Raw genomic sequence first — 16933 nt, forward strand, 5'->3', positions numbered from 1 at the left:
CCGCGCGCAAGCCCGACACGCCGACCGGCCGGTTGCGCCGGTGGCGACCCCGGGAAACCGCGATGATGGTCCGGTGGGGGAGGCAAGAGGCATCGAGGTCACGACAGAGGCGACGCCCCGGCGGTCGGCCGGGGCCACGCGTACGCGCGACGCGCCCGCCGCCACGCGAGGGCCGGACGAGGCCGGCGGCCGGGCGCCGCGCGGGGTGGACGCCGTGGGCGGGCTGGCCGCGCTGCGCGGCCTGCTGGACCGCCCGCTGGCCTCCTACTACCTGCTGCTGTCCAGCGCCGGGCTGCTGCTGCTGATCGGCCTGACGATGGTCTTCTCCGCGACCAGCGTCCGCGAGTACGCCGAGGGCGGCAACGCCTTCGCCGCGCTCACCAAGCAGGCGATCTTCGCGGTGATCGGCATCGTCGCGTTCTGGGCCTGCCAGCGGCTGCCGGCCAAGACCTACCGGGTGCTGGGCCGGCCGCTGCTGTTCACCGCCGTCGGCCTGCTGCTGGTGCTCAACCTGCTGCTGGCGTACGCCCGGCTGACCGGCCAGGAGTCGGCCCGGATCGGCCCGATCGAGGCCCGGCTGCTGTGGCTCTTCGTCGGCGGCATCCAGCTGCAGCCCTCCGAGCTGGCGAAGTTCGCCCTGGTGCTCTGGGGGGCGCACGTGATCGCCCGCAAGGGCGCCGCGCTGGGCTGGTGGCGCGAGCTGGCCACCCCGCTCTTCCCCGTCGTCGGCCTGCTCTTCGTCCTGGTCGGCTACAACGACCTCGGCACGATGCTCTGCCTGCTCGCGGTGGTGGTGGGGCTGCTCTGGGCGGCCGGGGTGCGGATGCGCGTCTTCGGCACCCTCACCGTGCTCGGGCTGATCGGCGTCGGCCTGCTGATCGCCGTCGCCTCGCTGGGCGCGGGCTCCGGGGAGCGCGGCGAGGAGAACTACCGCTTCGCCCGGCTGATGTCGTTCTTCAACCCGCCGGCGCCGGACGAGTGCAAGCTCGACGGCTGCTTCCAGATCTACCAGGGGCGACTCGCGATCGAGCACGGCGGCTGGTTCGGCGTCGGGCTCGGCAAGTCCAGCCTGAAGTTCGGCTGGCTGCCGGAGGCGCACAACGACTTCATCTTCGCGATCATCGCCGAGGAACTGGGCGTGGTCGGCTGCGTGGTGGTGCTCAGCCTGTTCGCCGTGCTGGCCTACACCGGGCTGCGGATCGCCCGGCGGGTCGAGGACCCGTTCCGCCGGCTCGCCGCCGCGGCGGTGACCACCTGGCTGGTCAGCCAGGCCGTGATCAACATCGGCGGCGTGGTCGGGCTGCTGCCGATCACCGGCCTGCCGCTGCCGTTCATCTCCGACGGCGGCAGCGCCCTGGTCGTCACGCTCGCCGCGATCGGGATGCTGGCCTCGTTCGCCCGCGCGGAACCCGACGCCGCCAGAGCGCTGCATGCCCGTCCGCCGGCCCGATGGGTCCGACTACTCTGGGCCCCGTTGCCGCCGCTTCCCGGGCGGCGTCGCCGCCCGGCGTCGCCCCCGGCTGCCCGTGGGTCCGTGCCCCGGGCGCGGGAGCGGCGGCCCGACGACCAGGCCGCACCGCGCGGGGTCCGGCTCGCCCGGACCCGCCGCGGGTCGGCGGACGAGAGGAGACGTTGATGGGTCCGCTGCGTTCGGTGGTGCTCGCGGGAGGTGGCACCGGGGGGCACATCTACCCGCTGCTCGCCTTCGCCGACTGCCTGCGCCGACACGACCCCGGCGTCCGGATCACCTGCCTGGGCACACCGAAGGGCCTGGAGAACGAGCTGATCCCGCCGCAGGGCTACGACCTGCGGCAGATCCCGGCCTACCAGCTGCCCCGGTCGGTCAACATGAACCTGGTCAAGACCCCGGGCCGGATGTGGACCGCGGCCCGCGCCGCGGGCAAGGTGATCGACGAGGTGCGCGCCGACGTGGTCGTGGGCTTCGGCGGGTACGTCTCGGTGCCGGCCTACCTGGCCGCCTGGCGGCGCGAGCTGCCGATCGTGATCCACGAGGTGAACGTGCCGCCGGGCGTGGCCAACCGACTCGGGATGAAGTTCACCCGGCACGTGGCGGTCGGCTTCCCGCACCAGCCGGCCCAGGCGGAGGCGCTGCGCGACGCCCGGGTGGTCGGCGTGCCGCTGCGCCGGGGCATCGCCGGGCTGGACCGGGTCGCCATGCGCAACGCGGCGCGGGCCCACTTCGGGCTCCGCCCCGACCTGCCGGTGCTCTTCGTCGCCGGGGGCTCGCAGGGCGCCCGCTCGATCAACCTGGCGGTGGCCGGGGCGGCGAAGGAACTCGCCCGCAACGGGGTGCAGGTGCTGCACGTCATCGGCGCCCGCAACGAGCCGGTGCCGGTCCCCACCGACCTGCCGGTCCCGTACGTGACGCTGCCGTACCTGTCCGAGATGGAGGCCGGCTACGCCGCCGCCGACCTGATGCTGGGCCGCGGCGGGGCGATGACCTGCGCCGAGGTGGCCGCGATCGGGCTGCCCACCATCTACGTGCCCTACCCGCACAGCAACCAGGAGCAGAAGCGCAACGCGCTGCCCGTGGTGGAGGCCGGCGGCGGGCTGCTCGTCGACGACGCCGAGCTGACCCCCGACTGGGTCGAGCGGACCGTCATCCCGCTGATCCGCGACCCGCACCGGCTCGCCGCGATGGGCGCCGCCGCGGCCGCGTACGGGCGCCGCGACGGCGACGAGGCCCTGCTCAACTTCGTCTACGAGGCGGTGGCCCGATGAGTGGGCGCACCGCGACGGGAAGGTACTCGGCATGAACACCGCACAGTTCACCCCGGCAGGCACGCTCACCGCGGAGGACCTGGGCACGATCCACCTGATCGGCGTCGGCGGGGTCGGCATGAGCGGGCTGGCCCGGCTCTTCCTGACCCGGGGCCTCCGGGTCTCCGGCAGCGAGCTGCGGGAGTGGCCCTCCCTGGCCGGCATGCGCGCCCTCGGCGGCACGATCCACATGAGCCACGACGCGTCCAACCTCGACGGCGTCGACACGGTCGTCTACTCCTCGGCGATCCCGCAGGACCACCTGGAGATGGTGGAGGCGCGCCGGCGCGGCCTGCGCGTGCTGCACCGCTCGGAGGCCCTGGCCGCGGCGATGACGGGCCGCCGGACGGTCGCGGTCGCCGGCACCCACGGCAAGACCACCACCACCTCGATGGTCACCATGGTGCTCCAGCAGGCCGGGCAGGACCCGTCCTTCGTGATCGGCGGGGAGATCTCCGAGGTCGGCTCGGGCGCCCACCACGGCACGGGCGAGTACTTCGTGGTCGAGGCGGACGAGAGCGACCGCTCCTTCCTCATCTACCGCCCGTACGTCTCGATCATCACCAACGTCGAGGCCGACCACCTCAACACCTACGGCGACCTCGCCAACCTGGAGGCGGCCTTCGCCGAGTTCGCCCGGCTCACCGACCCGGACGGCTTCATCATCACCTGCGCCGACGACGCCGGCGGTCGGCGGCTGGCCGAGACGCTGCGCGCGGAGGGCCGGCGCGTGCACACGTACGGCGAGGCCGCCGACGCCGACCTGCGGCTGACCGAGATCGCGTCCTCGGCCCGCGGGGTCCGCTACCTGGCGAGCATCGACGGCCGGTCGCTGGGCGAGTTCCGCCTCCCCGTGCCGGGGCGGCACATGGGGCTCAACAGCGCCTCGGCGGTGCTCGCCGCGTACCTGCTGGAGCTGCCGCTGGAGGCGGCCGAGGCCGCGCTCGCGGCGTTTCCCGGCGTGCGGCGGCGCTTCGAGCGCAAGGGTGTCGCGGACGACGTGCTCGTCTACGACGAGTACGCCTACCACCCGACCTCGATGACGCTGGCGTTGCAGACGCTGCGCGAGGTGGCCGGCGACGGCCGGCTGATCGTGGTGTTCCAGCCCTACCGGCTCTACCGCACCCGCGACCTGCAGGCGGAGATCGCCGAGGCGCTGGGCATCGCCGACGAGCTGGTGCTGCTGGAGGTCTTCGGCCCGGGTGAGCTGCGCCAGCCCGGCGAGGGCTCGGCGGCGCTCGTCGAGGCGGTGCCGCTGCCGGCGGAGCGCAAGGTCTTCGTGGACTCGTGGGAGGCCGCGCCGGCCGAGGTCGCCCGGCGGGCCCGGCCCGGTGACGTCGTGGTGACCATGGGCGCCCCGCCGATCTCCCTGATGGGGGACCAGCTGCTGGACGCGCTGTCGGCGCGTACCGCCGATCCGGCGGCGCCGGCGGGCACGACGCCCGGCGGTGAGGCCGGCGGGGCGACCACCATCGGCGGCACCGTTCCCGGCGTCGGGACCGTCGGCGGCGCGGTTCCGGACGGCGCGGCGCCCGCGGCCGGATGAGCCCCGGTCCGGCGCGCGGGCGCACCACCGGCGCGGACGGGGCCGGCCGGCGTGGACCGGTGCGCCGATGGCAGCTCGTCCGGGCCGGCAGCGACGCCGTCCCCGCCTCGACCCGGCGGTTCATGGCCCGGGCCCGGCAGCGTCGGATGCGCGCCGCGCTGCCGTGGGCGGTCGCCGCGGGCGTGCTCGGCCTGGCCGGGCTGGTCGCCTGGACGCTGCTCGGCACCGGCCTGTTCGGGGTGCGCGAGGTCCGGGTCGAGGGTGCCGAGCTGGTCAGCGCGGTACAGGTGCGCGACGCGGCCGCGGTGCCCGACGGCGCCCCGCTGGCCCGGGTGGACCTGGCCGCCACGGCGCGGCGGGTCGGCGGGCTGCCGGCGGTGGAGCGGGCGGTGGTGACCCGGGACTGGCCGGACGCGCTGGTGGTCCGGGTGACCGAGCGCACCGGCGTGGCGGCGGTGCCGCGCGGGGAGCAGTTCGTGGTGATCGACCGGGCGGGCGTGGTGTTCCGGACCCTGCCCCGGCAGCCGGACGGCCTGCCGGTGGTCCGGCTCGCCGAGCCGGGGCCGGACGACGGGGCGACGCGGGCCGCCCTGGAGGTCCTCGCCGTGCTCACCCCGCAGTTGCGCGCCGAGCTGGTGGACGTGACCGTCGAGGGGCTGGCCCGGATCAAGCTCCGGCTGCGCGACGACCGGGTGGTGGTCTGGGGCGACGCGACCCGGGGCGCGGACAAGGCGCGGGTCGCCAGCGCCCTGCTCGACCGCGAGGCCGACACCATCGACGTGAGCGCGCCGGACGTCGTGACCCTGCGGTGATCGGTGACCTGGTCCCACCCGCGCGACGTGACCCGTCCCGCTCCGCGGGCGACACGCCGGGCGGGTCCTTGGCCTACGGCGTGGGGGCGCTTACGTTGCCCCGAAGGGGATCAGTGGTTGACATAACTGTAAGCCTCTAGTAGAGGGTGAGGGTTTGATCCTGATCCTCGCTGGTGACAGCTGTCGTCGGCCGCTGGTCTGGCCAAGCCGTACCCGGTCGGCCCATGCCAATCTCGAAGGGAAAGGACCGAGGATGACACCTCCGCACAACTACCTGGCGGTCATCAAGGTCGTCGGCATCGGTGGCGGCGGCGTCAACGCCGTCAACCGGATGATCGAGGTTGGGCTCAAGGGCGTCGAGTTCATCGCGATCAACACCGACGCGCAGGCGCTGCTGATGAGCGACGCCGACGTCAAGCTCGACGTCGGCCGCGAGCTGACCCGCGGGCTCGGCGCGGGCGCCAACCCCGACGTCGGCAAGAACGCCGCCGAGGACCACCGCGACGAGATCGAGGAGGTGCTCAAGGGCGCCGACATGGTCTTCGTGACCTGCGGCGAGGGCGGCGGCACCGGCACCGGCGGCGCGCCCGTGGTGGCGAACATCGCGCGCAAGCTCGGCGCGCTGACCATCGGCGTGGTGACCCGACCGTTCTCCTTCGAGGGCAAGCGCCGTCAGGTGCAGGCCGAGTCCGGGATAGACGAGCTGCGCAACCAGTGCGACACGCTGATCGTCATCCCCAACGACCGGCTGCTGGCGCTGGGCGACCGCAACATCAGCATGATGGACGCGTTCCGCACCGCCGACCAGGTGCTCCTCTCCGGTGTCCAGGGCATCACCGACCTGATCACCACGCCGGGTCTGATCAACCTGGACTTCGCCGACGTCAAGAGCGTCATGAGCGGGGCGGGCAGCGCGCTGATGGGCATCGGCAGCGCCCGGGGCGAGAACCGGGCCGTCGAGGCGGCCGAGGCGGCCATCTCCAGCCCGCTGCTGGAGCAGAGCATGGACGGCGCGCGCGGCGTGCTGCTCTCCATCGCCGGCGGGTCGGACCTGGGCCTGTTCGAGATCAACGACGCGGCCCAGCTCGTCACCGACGCGGCCCACCCGGACGCCAACATCATCTTCGGCGCGGTCATCGACGACGCCCTCGGCGACGAGGTGCGGGTCACCGTCATCGCGGCGGGCTTCGACGGCGGCGCGCCGGCGTACAAGGCGGCCGAGCCGGCGGCCCGCAAGACCAACCAGAACCAGCCGGCGCAGCCCAACCCGCCGGTCGCGCCGCCGGCCACCATGCCGGCCCCGCAGCAGTCGCCCCGCCGGGTGCTCTTCGACGACGTCGACGTGCCCGACTTCCTCAAGAACGGTTCCTGAGCCCCGCCGATGACCGACAGCCCAGCCACGGTACGCCCCGACCGGCGTGCCGAACTCGCGGCCGGCCTGGCCCGCGTACGGTCCCGGATCGCGCAGGCGTGCGCCGACGCCGGACGGGACACCTCCGAGGTCACCATGGTCGCGGTGACCAAGACCTATCCGGCCGGGGACGTGGTGGCCCTGGCCGGGCTCGGCGTGACCGACGTGGGGGAGAACCGCGACCAGGAGGCGGCGCCCAAGGCGGCCGAGGTGGCCGCGGCCGGGGCGACGCCCCGGTGGCACTTCATCGGGCAGTTGCAGCGCAACAAGGCCCGGTCGGTGGTCCGCTACGCCGACGTGGTCCACTCCGTCGACAGCGTACGGCTGGCGCGGGCGCTGGACACGGCGTCGGCCGCCGCGCGGGAGCGGCCGCTGGACGTGCTGGTCCAGGTCAGTATCGACGGCGACGCGGCCCGGGGCGGAGCGCTGCCGGGCTCGGCCGACCCGGACGCCGGGCTCGACCCGGTGGCCGAGGTGGTCGCCGGCGCGGACGCCCTGCGGCTGGTCGGCCTGATGGCGGTGGCGCCGTTGGGCTGGGAGCCGGAGCGGGCGTTCGCCCGGCTGGCCGAGGTGGCCGCCGGGTTCCGGACGGTCCACCCGGGAGCCGTCGCGCTCTCCGCCGGCATGAGCGGCGACCTCGAGATCGCCATCCGGTACGGCGCGACACATGTCCGCGTGGGCAGCGCGTTGCTCGGAATGCGTCCCACGCTGCGGTAGCCTGACCGCGAGAGAAGCAAATTACATCTGTGTTGTTTGGTAGGTGCGGCATCCCGTTGTCGGGGGTCGTGGCGCGCGACGCGAATCGCGCGCCAGGGGATTGCCGTACCGGTCCGGTGGGCAGAAGTGGTCCACTCGCGACAAGCGACACGGCACGGGGGCGCGTGCCGCACGGCGGACGGGAAGGGCGCGGGATGGGTGCACTGCGCAAGGCGGGGGTCTGGCTCGGTCTGGTCGAAGAGGACGACGAGCGGGCCTACGACGACGGTGGCTACGACAAGGGTGGCTACCGCGATTCGCGTTACCGGCAGAGCCGGTACTCGGAGGAGTTCGCGGACGACGACGAGGACGACTCCGAGGAGCCGCCGGCGCCCCGGTCCCGGCTCGGCGACCGTGGTCGGCTCTCCGAGCGGGCCGCCTCCCGCGCGGCGGAGGCCGAGCGGGCCGACGCCGACCGCGCGGAGCGGGCGGAGCGGTCCAGCGTCCGCTCCATCACCCGGCCGACCGCCGGCGAGACCTCCGGGGCGCTGACCTACCACACCCGCGACAACCTGGCCCTGGCGCCGCAGACGCAGCCGCGGGAGCGGGCGGTGGTCGCCGAGGAGGAACAGCGTTACCAGATCACCACGCTGCACCCGACCACCTACCGCGAGGCGCGCACCATCGGCGAGCACTTCCGCGACGGCGTCCCGGTGATCATCAACCTCACCGAGATGGACGAGGCGGACGCGCGTCGACTTGTCGACTTCGCCGCCGGCCTCGCGTTCGGCCTGCGCGGTACGATCGAGCGCGTGACCAATCGGGTGTTCCTGCTCTCACCGGCCAACGTCCAGGTCACCGCGGAGGACAAGGCCAAGATCGCCGAGGGCGGCTTCTTCAGCCTGAGCTAGCCCCGCCCGACCCGAGGGACGTCGCCTGTCGTGTTGTCGATCGTGCTGCAAGTGCTGTATCTGGTGCTCTATGTCTTCCTCATCACCCTGCTCGCCCGCTTCGTCCTGAGCGCCGTCCTGCAGTACGGCCGACGCTGGCAGCCGGGGCGCGGTGCATCGGTGGGGCTGGAAATCGTGTGGAGCGTCACTGATCCCCCCCTCAACGCGTTGAGGCGTGTGATCCCTCCGTTGCGAATTGGTACCGTGAGCATCGACCTGGCCTCACTTGTGCTCCTGGTTATCCTGTTCGTGCTGATGGAGTTCGTGTTGAGGCGGTCGATCATGAGCCTTGTCTGATGACCGACGCGCTTTCGCGGCCGCAACTGACCCGAGGAGTTTCGATGCCGCTGACCCCGGCCGACGTCCACAACGTCGCCTTCAAAAAGCCGCCGATCGGCAAGCGGGGGTATGACGAGGAGGAGGTCGACGCCTTCCTGGACGAGGTCGAGCGCGAGCTTGCCCGTCTCATCGAGGAGAACAACGAGCTGCGCGCCCAGGTGGAGCGCGGCGGCCGTGGTGGCGCCCCCGCCGGCCCCGGCGGCGACGCCCGTCTCGCGGCGGAGCTCAACGACGTCAAGGCCCAGCTCGACCGGGTGCAGCGCGACAAGGCGGCGGCCGAGCAGGCCGCCCGGGCGATGCAGGCGGAGCTGGAGCAGGTCCGTTCGGCCGGTGGGCCGGCGGTCGCCGGTGACGGCGAGCAGCAGGCGCTGCGGGTGCTGATGATGGCCCAGCGGACCGCCGACGACCACGTCTCCGACGCCCGTCGCGAGGCCGACCAGCTGCTCTCCGAGGCCCGTTCCAAGGCCGAGGAGGTCACCCGCGAGGCCCGTGCCAAGGCCGACGCCCTCGAGCGTGACGCGCGCCAGCGGCACCAGGAGGCCATGGGCGGCCTCGACGCCAAGCGCACCGCGCTGCAGAAGCACATCGAGGAGCTCAAGCAGTTCGAGCGCGAGTACCGCACCCGCCTCAAGGCCTACCTGGAGAGCCAGCTGCGCGACCTCGACGGCCGCGGCCAGGGCCTGGAGGCGGAGATCACCCGCGGCGAGGGCAGCCGGGCAACCGGCGGCAACGGCCTCGCCACCGCCGGTCTCGCCGGCTCCTACGGCAGCGGTCGCTCCGGCGCCCTCGAATCCGGTCGCTGATCACCGGTCGGCGGCCGTCCGCACCGTGACGGCCGCCGACCTCCCCTCATCGGTTCGACGCGGCGGGGGTGAGCCGTGATAGTCGCGAGTCTCCTGCTCATCCTCGTCGCGGTGGTGCTGTTGGTGGCCGGCCTTGCCGGCGGCTCCAGCGTTCTTCTCGTCGTGTCCATCGCGGCCAGCCTGCTGGCCGCCGTCGCGTTGGTCGTGGGCGCCCGCCAGGCGGCCGCCGACCGGGTGGCGGCGGAGCAGCCACGGCGGCCGTCGCGCACGGCGGCCCGACCGGCCGACCCGGCCTTCGCGTACGGGTCGCCGGTGGAGCCGGAGATCCCCGTTCAGCACGTTCCTCCGACTGTCGACGCCGGCGGTCCCGGGTGGCGGCAACCACCCGAGCCGCCGGTGGCCGACGTCGGAGCCCGAACCGCCGGGCCCGGGATGGTCGGGGTGCCGGGCGAAGACGAACCGGCCGCGCAGGACGTCACGCCGGCCGAGGCCGCCCGGGTGGCCCGCCTCGACGCGGAGGTGTGGGTGGTGGACGGGCGCCCCCGCTACCACCTCGCCGACTGCGCCCACCTCGTGGGCCGCGAGCACGAGCCGCTGCCGGTCGCCGAGGCCGTCGAGCTGGGCTTCACTCCGTGCGCCCACTGCGCGCCCGACACCGCCCTGCTCGCCGACGCCGGCCGGATCTGAGCGGCCGGTCCCGATGGACGACTCGCTGACCGTGGCGGTGCGGGTGAAGCCCGGCTCCGCCCGCGCCCGCGTCGGGGGCTGCTTCGACGGCCCGCACGGGCCCGCCCTGGTCGTCGCGGTGAACGCGCCGGCCGTCGACGGCCGGGCCACCGAGGCGGCCCGGCGGGCGTTGGCCGGAGCGTTGGGCGTACGACCCGCCGCGGTGTCGCTGCGGGCCGGCGCGGCCAGCCGCGACAAGCTCTTCGCGGTAGACGGTTCCGCCCCGGAGCTGACCGAGGCGCTGCGCCGGCTGCGCGACGGGGCCGCCGGGTGACGCACGCCCGGGCCAGGCGGCCGTGACGCCGGGGCTCGATCTCGCGCTACTGCTCGGCGCGGCGGTACTGCTGGTGGCGGTCGGGGCGGTGCGGCTCTCCACGCGGCTCGGCGTGCCGAGCCTCTTGGTCTACCTGGCGCTCGGGGTGGCGATCGGCGAGGCCGGGCTGGGCATCCGCTTCGACGACGCCGAGCTGACCCGCACCCTCGGCTTCTGCGCGCTCATCGTGATCATCGCCGAGGGCGGGCTGACCGCCCGGTGGAGCACGCTGCGCCCGGTGCTCGGGCTCGCCGCCCTGCTCTCCACGGTCGGCGTGGTGGTCAGCATCCTGGTCGTCGGCCTCGCCGTGCACCTGCTGCTCGGGCTGGACTGGCGGCTGGCCCTGCTCTACGGCGCGGTGCTCTCCTCCACCGACGCCGCGGCGGTCTTCGCCACGCTGCGCCGGCTGCGCCTGCCGCCCCGCCTGGTGGCCACCCTGGAGGCCGAGTCGGGGATGAACGACGCCCCGGTCGTGCTGCTGGTGGTGCTGCTGTCCCGGGAGGGGGTCACCCACCCGTGGTGGTACGAGACCGCCCTGGTCAGCTACGAGCTGGGCGTCGGCGCGGCCGTCGGGTTCGCGGCCGGCGTCGGCGGGCGGTGGGCGCTGCGGCACGCCGCCCTGCCGTCGGCGGGGCTCTACCCGATCGCGGCGGTCGGGCTGACCGTGCTCGCCTACGCCGCGGGCGCGGTGCTGCACGCCTCGGGTTTCCTCGCCGTCTACGTGGCGGGGGTGATCCTCGGCAACGCCCGGCTGCCGCACCGGCAGGCGATCCTGGGCTTCGCCGACGGGCTGGCCTGGCTGGCGCAGATCGGGCTGTTCGTGCTGCTCGGATTGCTCGTCACGCCGAGCCGGCTGGGCTCGGCGGTGCTGCCGGCGGTGGTCGCCGGGCTGGCGCTGGTGCTGCTGGCCCGGCCGCTGTCGGTGGCGGCCTCCGCGCTGCCGTTCCGGTTCGGCCTGCGCGAGCAGGCGTTCCTGTCCTGGGCGGGGCTGCGCGGGGCGGTGCCGATCGTGCTCGCCACCATCCCGCTGTCGGAGCGGGTGCCCGGTGCCGACCGCCTCTTCGACTCGGTCTTCGTCCTTGTGGTGATCTTCACGCTGTTGCAGGCGGGCACCCTCGACCCGGTGGCCCGCTGGCTGCGGGTCACCGCCCCGGCCGAGGCGGCGGAGATCCGGGTGGAGACCGCCCCGCTGGAGCGGATGCGCGCCGACCTGCTCCAGGTCGAGGTGCCGCCCGGTTCGCGGCTGGCCGGGGTGCACGTCGACGAGCTGCGGCTGCCGCTGGGGGCGTCGGTGACGCTGGTGCTGCGGGACGGGGTGGGCGTCGTGCCCGGCCCGGACTTCCGGCTGAAGACCGGCGACAGTTTCCTGATCGTGGCGACCGCCGGGGTGCGCGACGAGGCGGAGCGGCGGCTGCGGGCGGTGAGCCGGCGCGGCCGGCTGGCCCGCTGGTTTGGCGAGTACGGCGAGGATCGCACCGCTTGATCTGCTAGCGTTCCCTTTGTCCCGGTAAGTCATAACTCGGGGCCGAGCGGCGGTGCGTCGGTGCGGCACGTTGTCGGACGCCTGTACGTTCCGTATTCTTGCGAATCTCCGGAGTGCGCGGCCACGTCGCCGCGCGCCCCTTTCGTACCTGGGGTGCCGCCGATGCCGGCGGCCCCTGTCCAGGCGCCGCGGACCCCGCGGCTCCGCGGCCGAGGGAGCGACGATGGCGAAGCCAGCCGAGACCAGGACCGCCGGCCGCAAGCCGGTGGCGAAGGCCACCCGCAGCGCGGCGGAGACCGAGAAGATCCGGGCGGCCCTGGCGGCGCGGCGCGACGAGTTGCGCGCCGAGTACGATCAGACGCTGAGCGAGATCACCGAGCTGCAGCGCGACCGGCTGACCGACTCGGCCGGGGACGACCAGGCCGACACCGGGACCAAGACGTTCGAGCGGGAGCAGGAGATCTCCCTCGCCAACAACATCCTGGAACGGATCACGCAGGTCGAGCGGGCGTTGGAGCGGCTCGACGAGGGTGGATACGGTTGGTGCGCGCGGTGCGGCAACCCGATTCCGGTGGAGCGGCTCGCCGCCTTCCCGTCGGCCACCCTCTGCGTGACGTGCAAGCAGCTGGAGGAGCGGCGCTGAGGCCCACTCCCCGGCGGCCATGGGAGGCGACGCGCCAGCGCCGCCGCGAGCGTCGATGGGGAGCAGATGTCCGAAGCACCGTCCGCCGGGTCCGGCGACGCTGAGCCGGGAGGCGGCACACCGCGCCGCCGGGCCGTCACCATCCTGCTCGGGGTCGCGCTGACCGCCCTGGCGGCCGACCTGGTCACCAAGCACCTCGCCCTGGCCGCCCTGGAGGACCGGGAACCGGTCGAGCTGCTCGGCGGCGCGGTCTACCTCAGCCTCACCCGCAACAGCGGCGCGGCCTGGAGCATCGGCGCCGACCACACCTGGGTCTTCCCGCTGATCACCATCGGCGTGGTCGGCTGGATCCTCTGGATGGCCCTGCGGCTGCGCTCGCTGCCGTGGGCGGTCTCGTTGGGGCTGGTGCTGGGCGGGGCGCTGGGCAACCTCACCGACCGGATCTTCCGCGCCCCGGGCTGGTTCGTCGGGCACGTGGTGGACATGGTCAGCCTCTTCGACCCGTACGGGCGGGTCTGGCCGGTGTTCAACCTGGCCGACAGCGCCCTGGTGTGCGGCGTGGTGCTCGCCGTCGCGCTCGAGCTGACGGGCCGCCAGCGCGACGGCAGCCGGATCGGCAGGGACGAGGCGGCGAAGTCGGCGGCGCAGGCCGGCGCGGGGCAGCGGGGGCGGGCATGACCTCCGCCTTCGCCGCCGGCGACCACCGCTCCCTGCCCGTGCCCGACGGCCTCGACGGCACCCGGCTCGACCAGGCCGTGTCGCGGCTGTTCGGGCTCTCCCGCACCGCCGCCGCGGCTCTGGTCGACGCCGGCGACGCGCTGGTCGACGGGGTCGCCCGGGCCAACTCCTACAAGGTCAAGGCGGGTTCCTGGCTGGAGGTGACCCTGCCCGCGCCGGCCGCCCCGCCCGCGGTGGTGCCGCAGGCGGTGCCCGGGCTGCGGGTGGTGTACGCCGACGACGACATCGTGGTGGTGGACAAGCCGGTCGGGGTCGCCGCCCACCCGAGCCCCGGCTGGACCGGCCCCACCGTGATCGGCGCGCTGGCCGCCGTCGGGCACCGCATCTCCACCAGCGGCGCCGCCGAGCGGCAGGGCGTGGTGCACCGGCTCGACGTGGGCACCACCGGCATCATGGTGGTGGCCAAGAGCGAGCAGGCGTACACCTCGCTGAAGCGGGCGTTCAAGTACCGCGAGGTGGAGAAGCGCTACCACGCCGTGGTGCAGGGGCACCTAGATCCGCTGCGCGGCACCATCGACGCCCCGATCGACCGGCACCCGACCCACGACTACCGCTGGGCGGTGGTCTCCGGTGGCAAGCCGAGCATCACCCACTACGACACGGTGGAGGCGTTCCCGGCGGCGAGCCTGGTCGACGTCCGGCTGGAGACCGGCCGCACCCACCAGATCCGGGTGCACTTCTCCACGCTGCGGCACCCGTGCGTCGGCGACCTGACGTACGGGGCGGACCCCACCCTCTCCGCCCGCCTGGGCCTGACCAGACAGTGGCTGCACGCCCGCTCGTTGAGCTTCCTGCACCCCCGGACGGGGGACGAGGTGCGCTTCGTCAGCGACTACCCTGACGACCTGGGCCGGGCGCTCGAGATCCTCCGCGACTGAGCGTCGTCCCGGCAAGACGATTCGACGAGGAGGGCCGCACCCGTGCGCGCCGGTGACCTGCTGCGGCGGTGGGACGAGCGACTGCCGCCCCGGCTGGCCGGCACCGTGACCCGGCTCGGCGACGGCCCCAGCCGGCCGCGGGTGCTCACCACGGCCGCGCTGCTCTCCTGCGCCGCCGTGCTGCTCGCCGCCGGCTGGGCCGCCGACGACCGGCCGACCGGCGACCGGACGGTCGGCGAGGTGACCCGGGTCGGGGTCGCCGACGGCGACTCGATCCCCGGCTACGTGCGCGCCGCCGCCGTCGACCTGGCCGCGCTGCGGCCCGCCGCCCCGGCCGGCGACGGGACGTACGCCCTGGTGTCCCTCTCGTCCTACCTGACCCCGCAGCGGGCGGCGGCGGTCTTCGGCGACGTGCCGCTCGCCGCCGTGTTCGGGCGGGTGCCGCTCGCCGACCGGCAGACCGAGATCGTCCGCATTCCGGCGCAGCGGGTCCCCGACGACGTCGTCGCCGGGATGGCCGAGCTCGCCGCCCGCAAGGACGGGGAGGCCGCCGACTACCGCGCCCGGGCCGCCGCGCTGGCCGGCGGCGGGCAGGCCGACCGCGAGCTGCGGCGGGTGTACGACAGCGGCGCCGAGGTGGCGGCGGCGGAGGCGGCCGCGTACCGCACCGGCTGCGCCTGCCTCTACGCCGCGGTGGTCCGCGCCGAGCCGGTGGCGCTGCGCGGCGTGGCCGCCCGGCCCGAGGTGCGGGCGGTCGACCCGGCACCCGAGGTCAGCCGGCTCGACCGGACCGTCTTCACGCCGCCACTGCCCGAGCAGCGGGAGGTCGCGCACCCGCCCGCCGACGCCGGTCTCGCCCCGGAACCGACGGCCGGGGGCCCGGACCACGGCACGCCGGGCGCCGCGACGCCGGCCCCGACGGTGGGCGAAACGTCGGAACCCGCACCCCAGGTGACGGATTCGTCACCCGCTCCCGTCCGCCCGGCACCTGGGCGAGTCCCGTCGCAAACCCCGCCGACCTCGGCAGACGCCACCGCCGGCGGTACCGGGGCGCCCGCCGGGTGACGGTGGGCAGGACCGGAGGTGCGCGGACGGGTGTGGTCCGAATAGGGTTTCGTTCGTAGCCTGTCAGGCGGACGTCGATGGCGCTGGGAGGGCGAGCCGTGGAGGGCAGCGAGACCGGCTGGGCACGGCCGGCCGAACCGGCACCGCGGTGGCGGGCGCTGCTCGACCGTGCCCGGCACGGCGGCCGCCCCGCCGAGCCGGCCGAGGCCGACCGGCACGCCCCGCCGCCGCCGGCCCCGCCCGAGCCGCTGCCCCGTCGTTCGTCGGGCAACGGCTACGCCGCGCGGGTGCCGGCCATCGGCCGGGCCCCCGAGCCGCCGTACGCCGCGGAGCCCCGTGGATACGCCGCCGATCCCGGGGGATACCCCCCGGAGCCCGGCCCGCCGAGTTACGGCGCGGAGTACGGCCGCCCGGTCGACCCGGGCTACCGGGCCGAGGCCACCTACCGGGTCGAGCCGGCCTACCGCGCCGACCCTGCCGAGCCGGTCTACCGCGCCGACCCCGCCGAGCCGGTCTACCGCGCCGACCCCGCCGAGCCGGCCTACCGCGCCGACCCCGCCGAGCCGGCCTACCGGTCCGAACCCGCCTACCGGGCCGACCCGGGCTATCCGGCCGAGCCGGACCACCACGCGCCGGCCCACCAGGCCGGGCCCTCCCAGGTCGTGCCGACGCAGCGGCGCGGGCACGAGCCGGTCGAGTCGCGCTACGCGCTGCTGGACAACGGCTACCGGCACGAGCCGCCACCGGTCGAGTCCCGGTACGCCCCCCTGCTAGACGGCGGCTACCGTCCCGAGACCTCCTACCAGCCGCCGCCCCCGACGGCGCCGCCCGCCCCGCCCGTGGTCGCCGAGCCGGGCTACCCGGCCCGGGTCGAGTGGCGCCCGCGGAGCGCGGAGAGCGAGCAGGAGCGCGCCGCCGGCGTGCTCCGCCGCGACCTGGGCACCCCTCGGGTGCTCGCGTTCGCCAATCCCAAGGGCGGCGTGCACAAGACCACCGCCACCGTGCTGGCCGCGGCGACCGTCGGCAGCGTGCGCGGGCGGGGCGTGCTGGCCTGGGACGACAACGAGCTGCGTGGCACCCTCGGGCTGCGCGCCGGCAGCGCCCGGCACGCCCGCACCATCCGGCACCTCGTCAGCGATCTCGCGCACATCGAGATCAAGGAGGGGCCGGAGCTGCTGGAGCACCTGGACGACTACCTGCGGCACGCCTCCGACGGCTCGTACGACGTGCTGGCCGGCGAGGAGAGCCCCCGGTTCGCCCAGCGGCTCGACCAGTTCACCGTCCGGCGGGTGCTGGAGCTGCTGCGCCGCACCCACGACGTGGTCTGCGTGGACACCGGCAACAACGTGGAGAGCGCCAACTGGCGCACGGTCATGCAGGCGGCCGACCAGCTCGTGGTGACCACGGTGCCGCGCGAGGACGCCGCGTTCAGCGCCGACTGGATGCTGGACCTGCTGCACGAGGTGGGCATGGGTGAGCTGGCCGACAACGCGGTCACCCTGATCTCCTGCCCCACGCCGGGCCGCTCGCCGTTGCAGGACGACCTGGAGCGGCACTTCGCCACCCGCACCCGCGCCGTCGCCGTGGTGCCGTACGACCCGGCGCTGGAGACGGGCTCCTCGATCGAGTACCACCAGCTCCAGCCGGAGACCCGACAGGCGTGGCTGAAGGCCGCCGCGGTGATGCTGGAGCCGTTCGCCCGGTGAGCGGGTGTGCCGCCACCGGCCACCCGCGCCGCCGCCCGGCCTG

General features: G+C 74.8%; 17 protein-coding genes. All 17 read left to right on the forward strand.

Translation table 11 applies throughout. The features are described from left to right. Window positions 1-223: 223 nt before the first annotated feature. The 17 genes from ACGF7U_RS06200 to ACGF7U_RS06280 all read left to right on the forward strand — a co-directional run bounded on the left by ACGF7U_RS06200 (window position 224) and on the right by ACGF7U_RS06280 (window position 16890). Window positions 224-1636 (forward strand): FtsW/RodA/SpoVE family cell cycle protein, encoded by a 1413-nt coding sequence (locus ACGF7U_RS06200; RefSeq protein WP_393104137.1) that lies wholly within the window; start codon window positions 224-226, stop codon window positions 1634-1636. Continuing rightward, window positions 1636-2742, forward strand: coding sequence for an undecaprenyldiphospho-muramoylpentapeptide beta-N-acetylglucosaminyltransferase (gene murG / locus ACGF7U_RS06205; protein ID WP_393103498.1), 1107 nt, complete (start codon window positions 1636-1638; stop codon window positions 2740-2742). Before ACGF7U_RS06200 ends, murG begins: the two co-directional genes overlap by 1 nt. 31 nt (window positions 2743-2773) lie before the next feature. Continuing rightward, complete coding sequence (murC, locus tag ACGF7U_RS06210; RefSeq protein WP_393103500.1) at window positions 2774-4327, forward strand: UDP-N-acetylmuramate--L-alanine ligase; 1554 nt, start codon at window positions 2774-2776, stop codon at window positions 4325-4327. Continuing rightward, window positions 4324-5139 (forward strand): cell division protein FtsQ/DivIB, encoded by an 816-nt coding sequence (locus tag ACGF7U_RS06215; protein ID WP_393103502.1) that lies wholly within the window; start codon window positions 4324-4326, stop codon window positions 5137-5139. Before murC ends, ACGF7U_RS06215 begins: the two co-directional genes overlap by 4 nt. A 253-nt stretch (window positions 5140-5392) precedes the next feature. Beyond that, entirely contained in the window at window positions 5393-6511 is a 1119-nt protein-coding gene (gene ftsZ, locus ACGF7U_RS06220; protein ID WP_393103504.1) for a cell division protein FtsZ, read from the forward strand. A gap of 9 nt (window positions 6512-6520) precedes the next feature. Beyond that, on the forward strand, window positions 6521-7267 hold the full coding sequence (locus tag ACGF7U_RS06225; protein ID WP_393103506.1) for a YggS family pyridoxal phosphate-dependent enzyme: 747 nt from the start codon (window positions 6521-6523) through the stop codon (window positions 7265-7267). Window positions 7268-7461: 194 nt separating this feature from the next. Further along, window positions 7462-8157 carry a cell division protein SepF gene (locus ACGF7U_RS06230; protein WP_393103508.1) on the forward strand — a complete coding sequence of 232 codons (696 nt, stop codon included), beginning with the start codon at window positions 7462-7464 and terminating at the stop codon, window positions 8155-8157. Between the two features lie 30 nt (window positions 8158-8187). Continuing rightward, the gene (locus ACGF7U_RS06235) at window positions 8188-8493 is read left to right on the forward strand and encodes a YggT family protein (protein ID WP_393103510.1); all 306 of its coding nucleotides are present in this window, start codon (window positions 8188-8190) and stop codon (window positions 8491-8493) included. Between the two features lie 44 nt (window positions 8494-8537). Continuing rightward, window positions 8538-9338, forward strand: coding sequence for a DivIVA domain-containing protein (locus ACGF7U_RS06240; protein ID WP_393103512.1), 801 nt, complete (start codon window positions 8538-8540; stop codon window positions 9336-9338). Between the two features lie 75 nt (window positions 9339-9413). Next, a complete protein-coding gene (locus ACGF7U_RS06245; RefSeq protein WP_393103514.1) occupies window positions 9414-10025 on the forward strand; it encodes a hypothetical protein in 612 nt (203 codons plus the stop codon). A gap of 13 nt (window positions 10026-10038) precedes the next feature. Further along, the gene (locus ACGF7U_RS06250; RefSeq protein WP_393103516.1) at window positions 10039-10338 is read left to right on the forward strand and encodes a DUF167 domain-containing protein; all 300 of its coding nucleotides are present in this window, start codon (window positions 10039-10041) and stop codon (window positions 10336-10338) included. 22 nt (window positions 10339-10360) lie between these two features. After that, window positions 10361-11860 carry a potassium/proton antiporter gene (locus ACGF7U_RS06255; RefSeq protein WP_393103518.1) on the forward strand — a complete coding sequence of 500 codons (1500 nt, stop codon included), beginning with the start codon at window positions 10361-10363 and terminating at the stop codon, window positions 11858-11860. 223 nt (window positions 11861-12083) lie between these two features. Further along, the gene (locus ACGF7U_RS06260; protein WP_393103520.1) at window positions 12084-12503 is read left to right on the forward strand and encodes a TraR/DksA family transcriptional regulator; all 420 of its coding nucleotides are present in this window, start codon (window positions 12084-12086) and stop codon (window positions 12501-12503) included. A gap of 66 nt (window positions 12504-12569) precedes the next feature. Beyond that, window positions 12570-13181 carry a signal peptidase II gene (lspA, locus tag ACGF7U_RS06265; RefSeq protein ID WP_393103522.1) on the forward strand — a complete coding sequence of 204 codons (612 nt, stop codon included), beginning with the start codon at window positions 12570-12572 and terminating at the stop codon, window positions 13179-13181. Then, window positions 13178-14119, forward strand: coding sequence for an RluA family pseudouridine synthase (locus tag ACGF7U_RS06270; protein WP_393103524.1), 942 nt, complete (start codon window positions 13178-13180; stop codon window positions 14117-14119). Before lspA ends, ACGF7U_RS06270 begins: the two co-directional genes overlap by 4 nt. A 42-nt stretch (window positions 14120-14161) precedes the next feature. Beyond that, complete coding sequence (locus tag ACGF7U_RS06275) at window positions 14162-15184, forward strand: hypothetical protein (protein WP_393103526.1); 1023 nt, start codon at window positions 14162-14164, stop codon at window positions 15182-15184. Between the two features lie 77 nt (window positions 15185-15261). Next, the gene (locus ACGF7U_RS06280) at window positions 15262-16890 is read left to right on the forward strand and encodes an AAA family ATPase (RefSeq protein ID WP_393103528.1); all 1629 of its coding nucleotides are present in this window, start codon (window positions 15262-15264) and stop codon (window positions 16888-16890) included. Window positions 16891-16933 lie beyond the last annotated feature (43 nt).

The sequence above is a fragment of the Micromonospora sp. NPDC047670 genome, from assembly GCF_043204915.1.
GTDB lineage: Bacteria > Actinomycetota > Actinomycetes > Mycobacteriales > Micromonosporaceae > Micromonospora.

Coding starts and splice junctions, on each gene's coding strand:
- ACGF7U_RS06240 (WP_393103512.1), top strand. CDS start 8,538: ATGCCGCTGACCCCGGCCGACGTCCACAACGTCGCCTTCAAAAAGCCG.
- ACGF7U_RS06250 (WP_393103516.1), top strand. CDS start 10,039: ATGGACGACTCGCTGACCGTGGCGGTGCGGGTGAAGCCCGGCTCCGCC.
- ACGF7U_RS06270 (WP_393103524.1), top strand. CDS start 13,178: ATGACCTCCGCCTTCGCCGCCGGCGACCACCGCTCCCTGCCCGTGCCC.
- ACGF7U_RS06280 (WP_393103528.1), top strand. CDS start 15,262: ATGGCGCTGGGAGGGCGAGCCGTGGAGGGCAGCGAGACCGGCTGGGCA.
- ftsZ (WP_393103504.1), top strand. CDS start 5,393: ATGACACCTCCGCACAACTACCTGGCGGTCATCAAGGTCGTCGGCATC.
- murG (WP_393103498.1), top strand. CDS start 1,636: ATGGGTCCGCTGCGTTCGGTGGTGCTCGCGGGAGGTGGCACCGGGGGG.
- ACGF7U_RS06215 (WP_393103502.1), top strand. CDS start 4,324: ATGAGCCCCGGTCCGGCGCGCGGGCGCACCACCGGCGCGGACGGGGCC.
- ACGF7U_RS06230 (WP_393103508.1), top strand. CDS start 7,462: ATGGGTGCACTGCGCAAGGCGGGGGTCTGGCTCGGTCTGGTCGAAGAG.
- ACGF7U_RS06225 (WP_393103506.1), top strand. CDS start 6,521: ATGACCGACAGCCCAGCCACGGTACGCCCCGACCGGCGTGCCGAACTC.
- ACGF7U_RS06260 (WP_393103520.1), top strand. CDS start 12,084: ATGGCGAAGCCAGCCGAGACCAGGACCGCCGGCCGCAAGCCGGTGGCG.
- murC (WP_393103500.1), top strand. CDS start 2,774: ATGAACACCGCACAGTTCACCCCGGCAGGCACGCTCACCGCGGAGGAC.
- lspA (WP_393103522.1), top strand. CDS start 12,570: ATGTCCGAAGCACCGTCCGCCGGGTCCGGCGACGCTGAGCCGGGAGGC.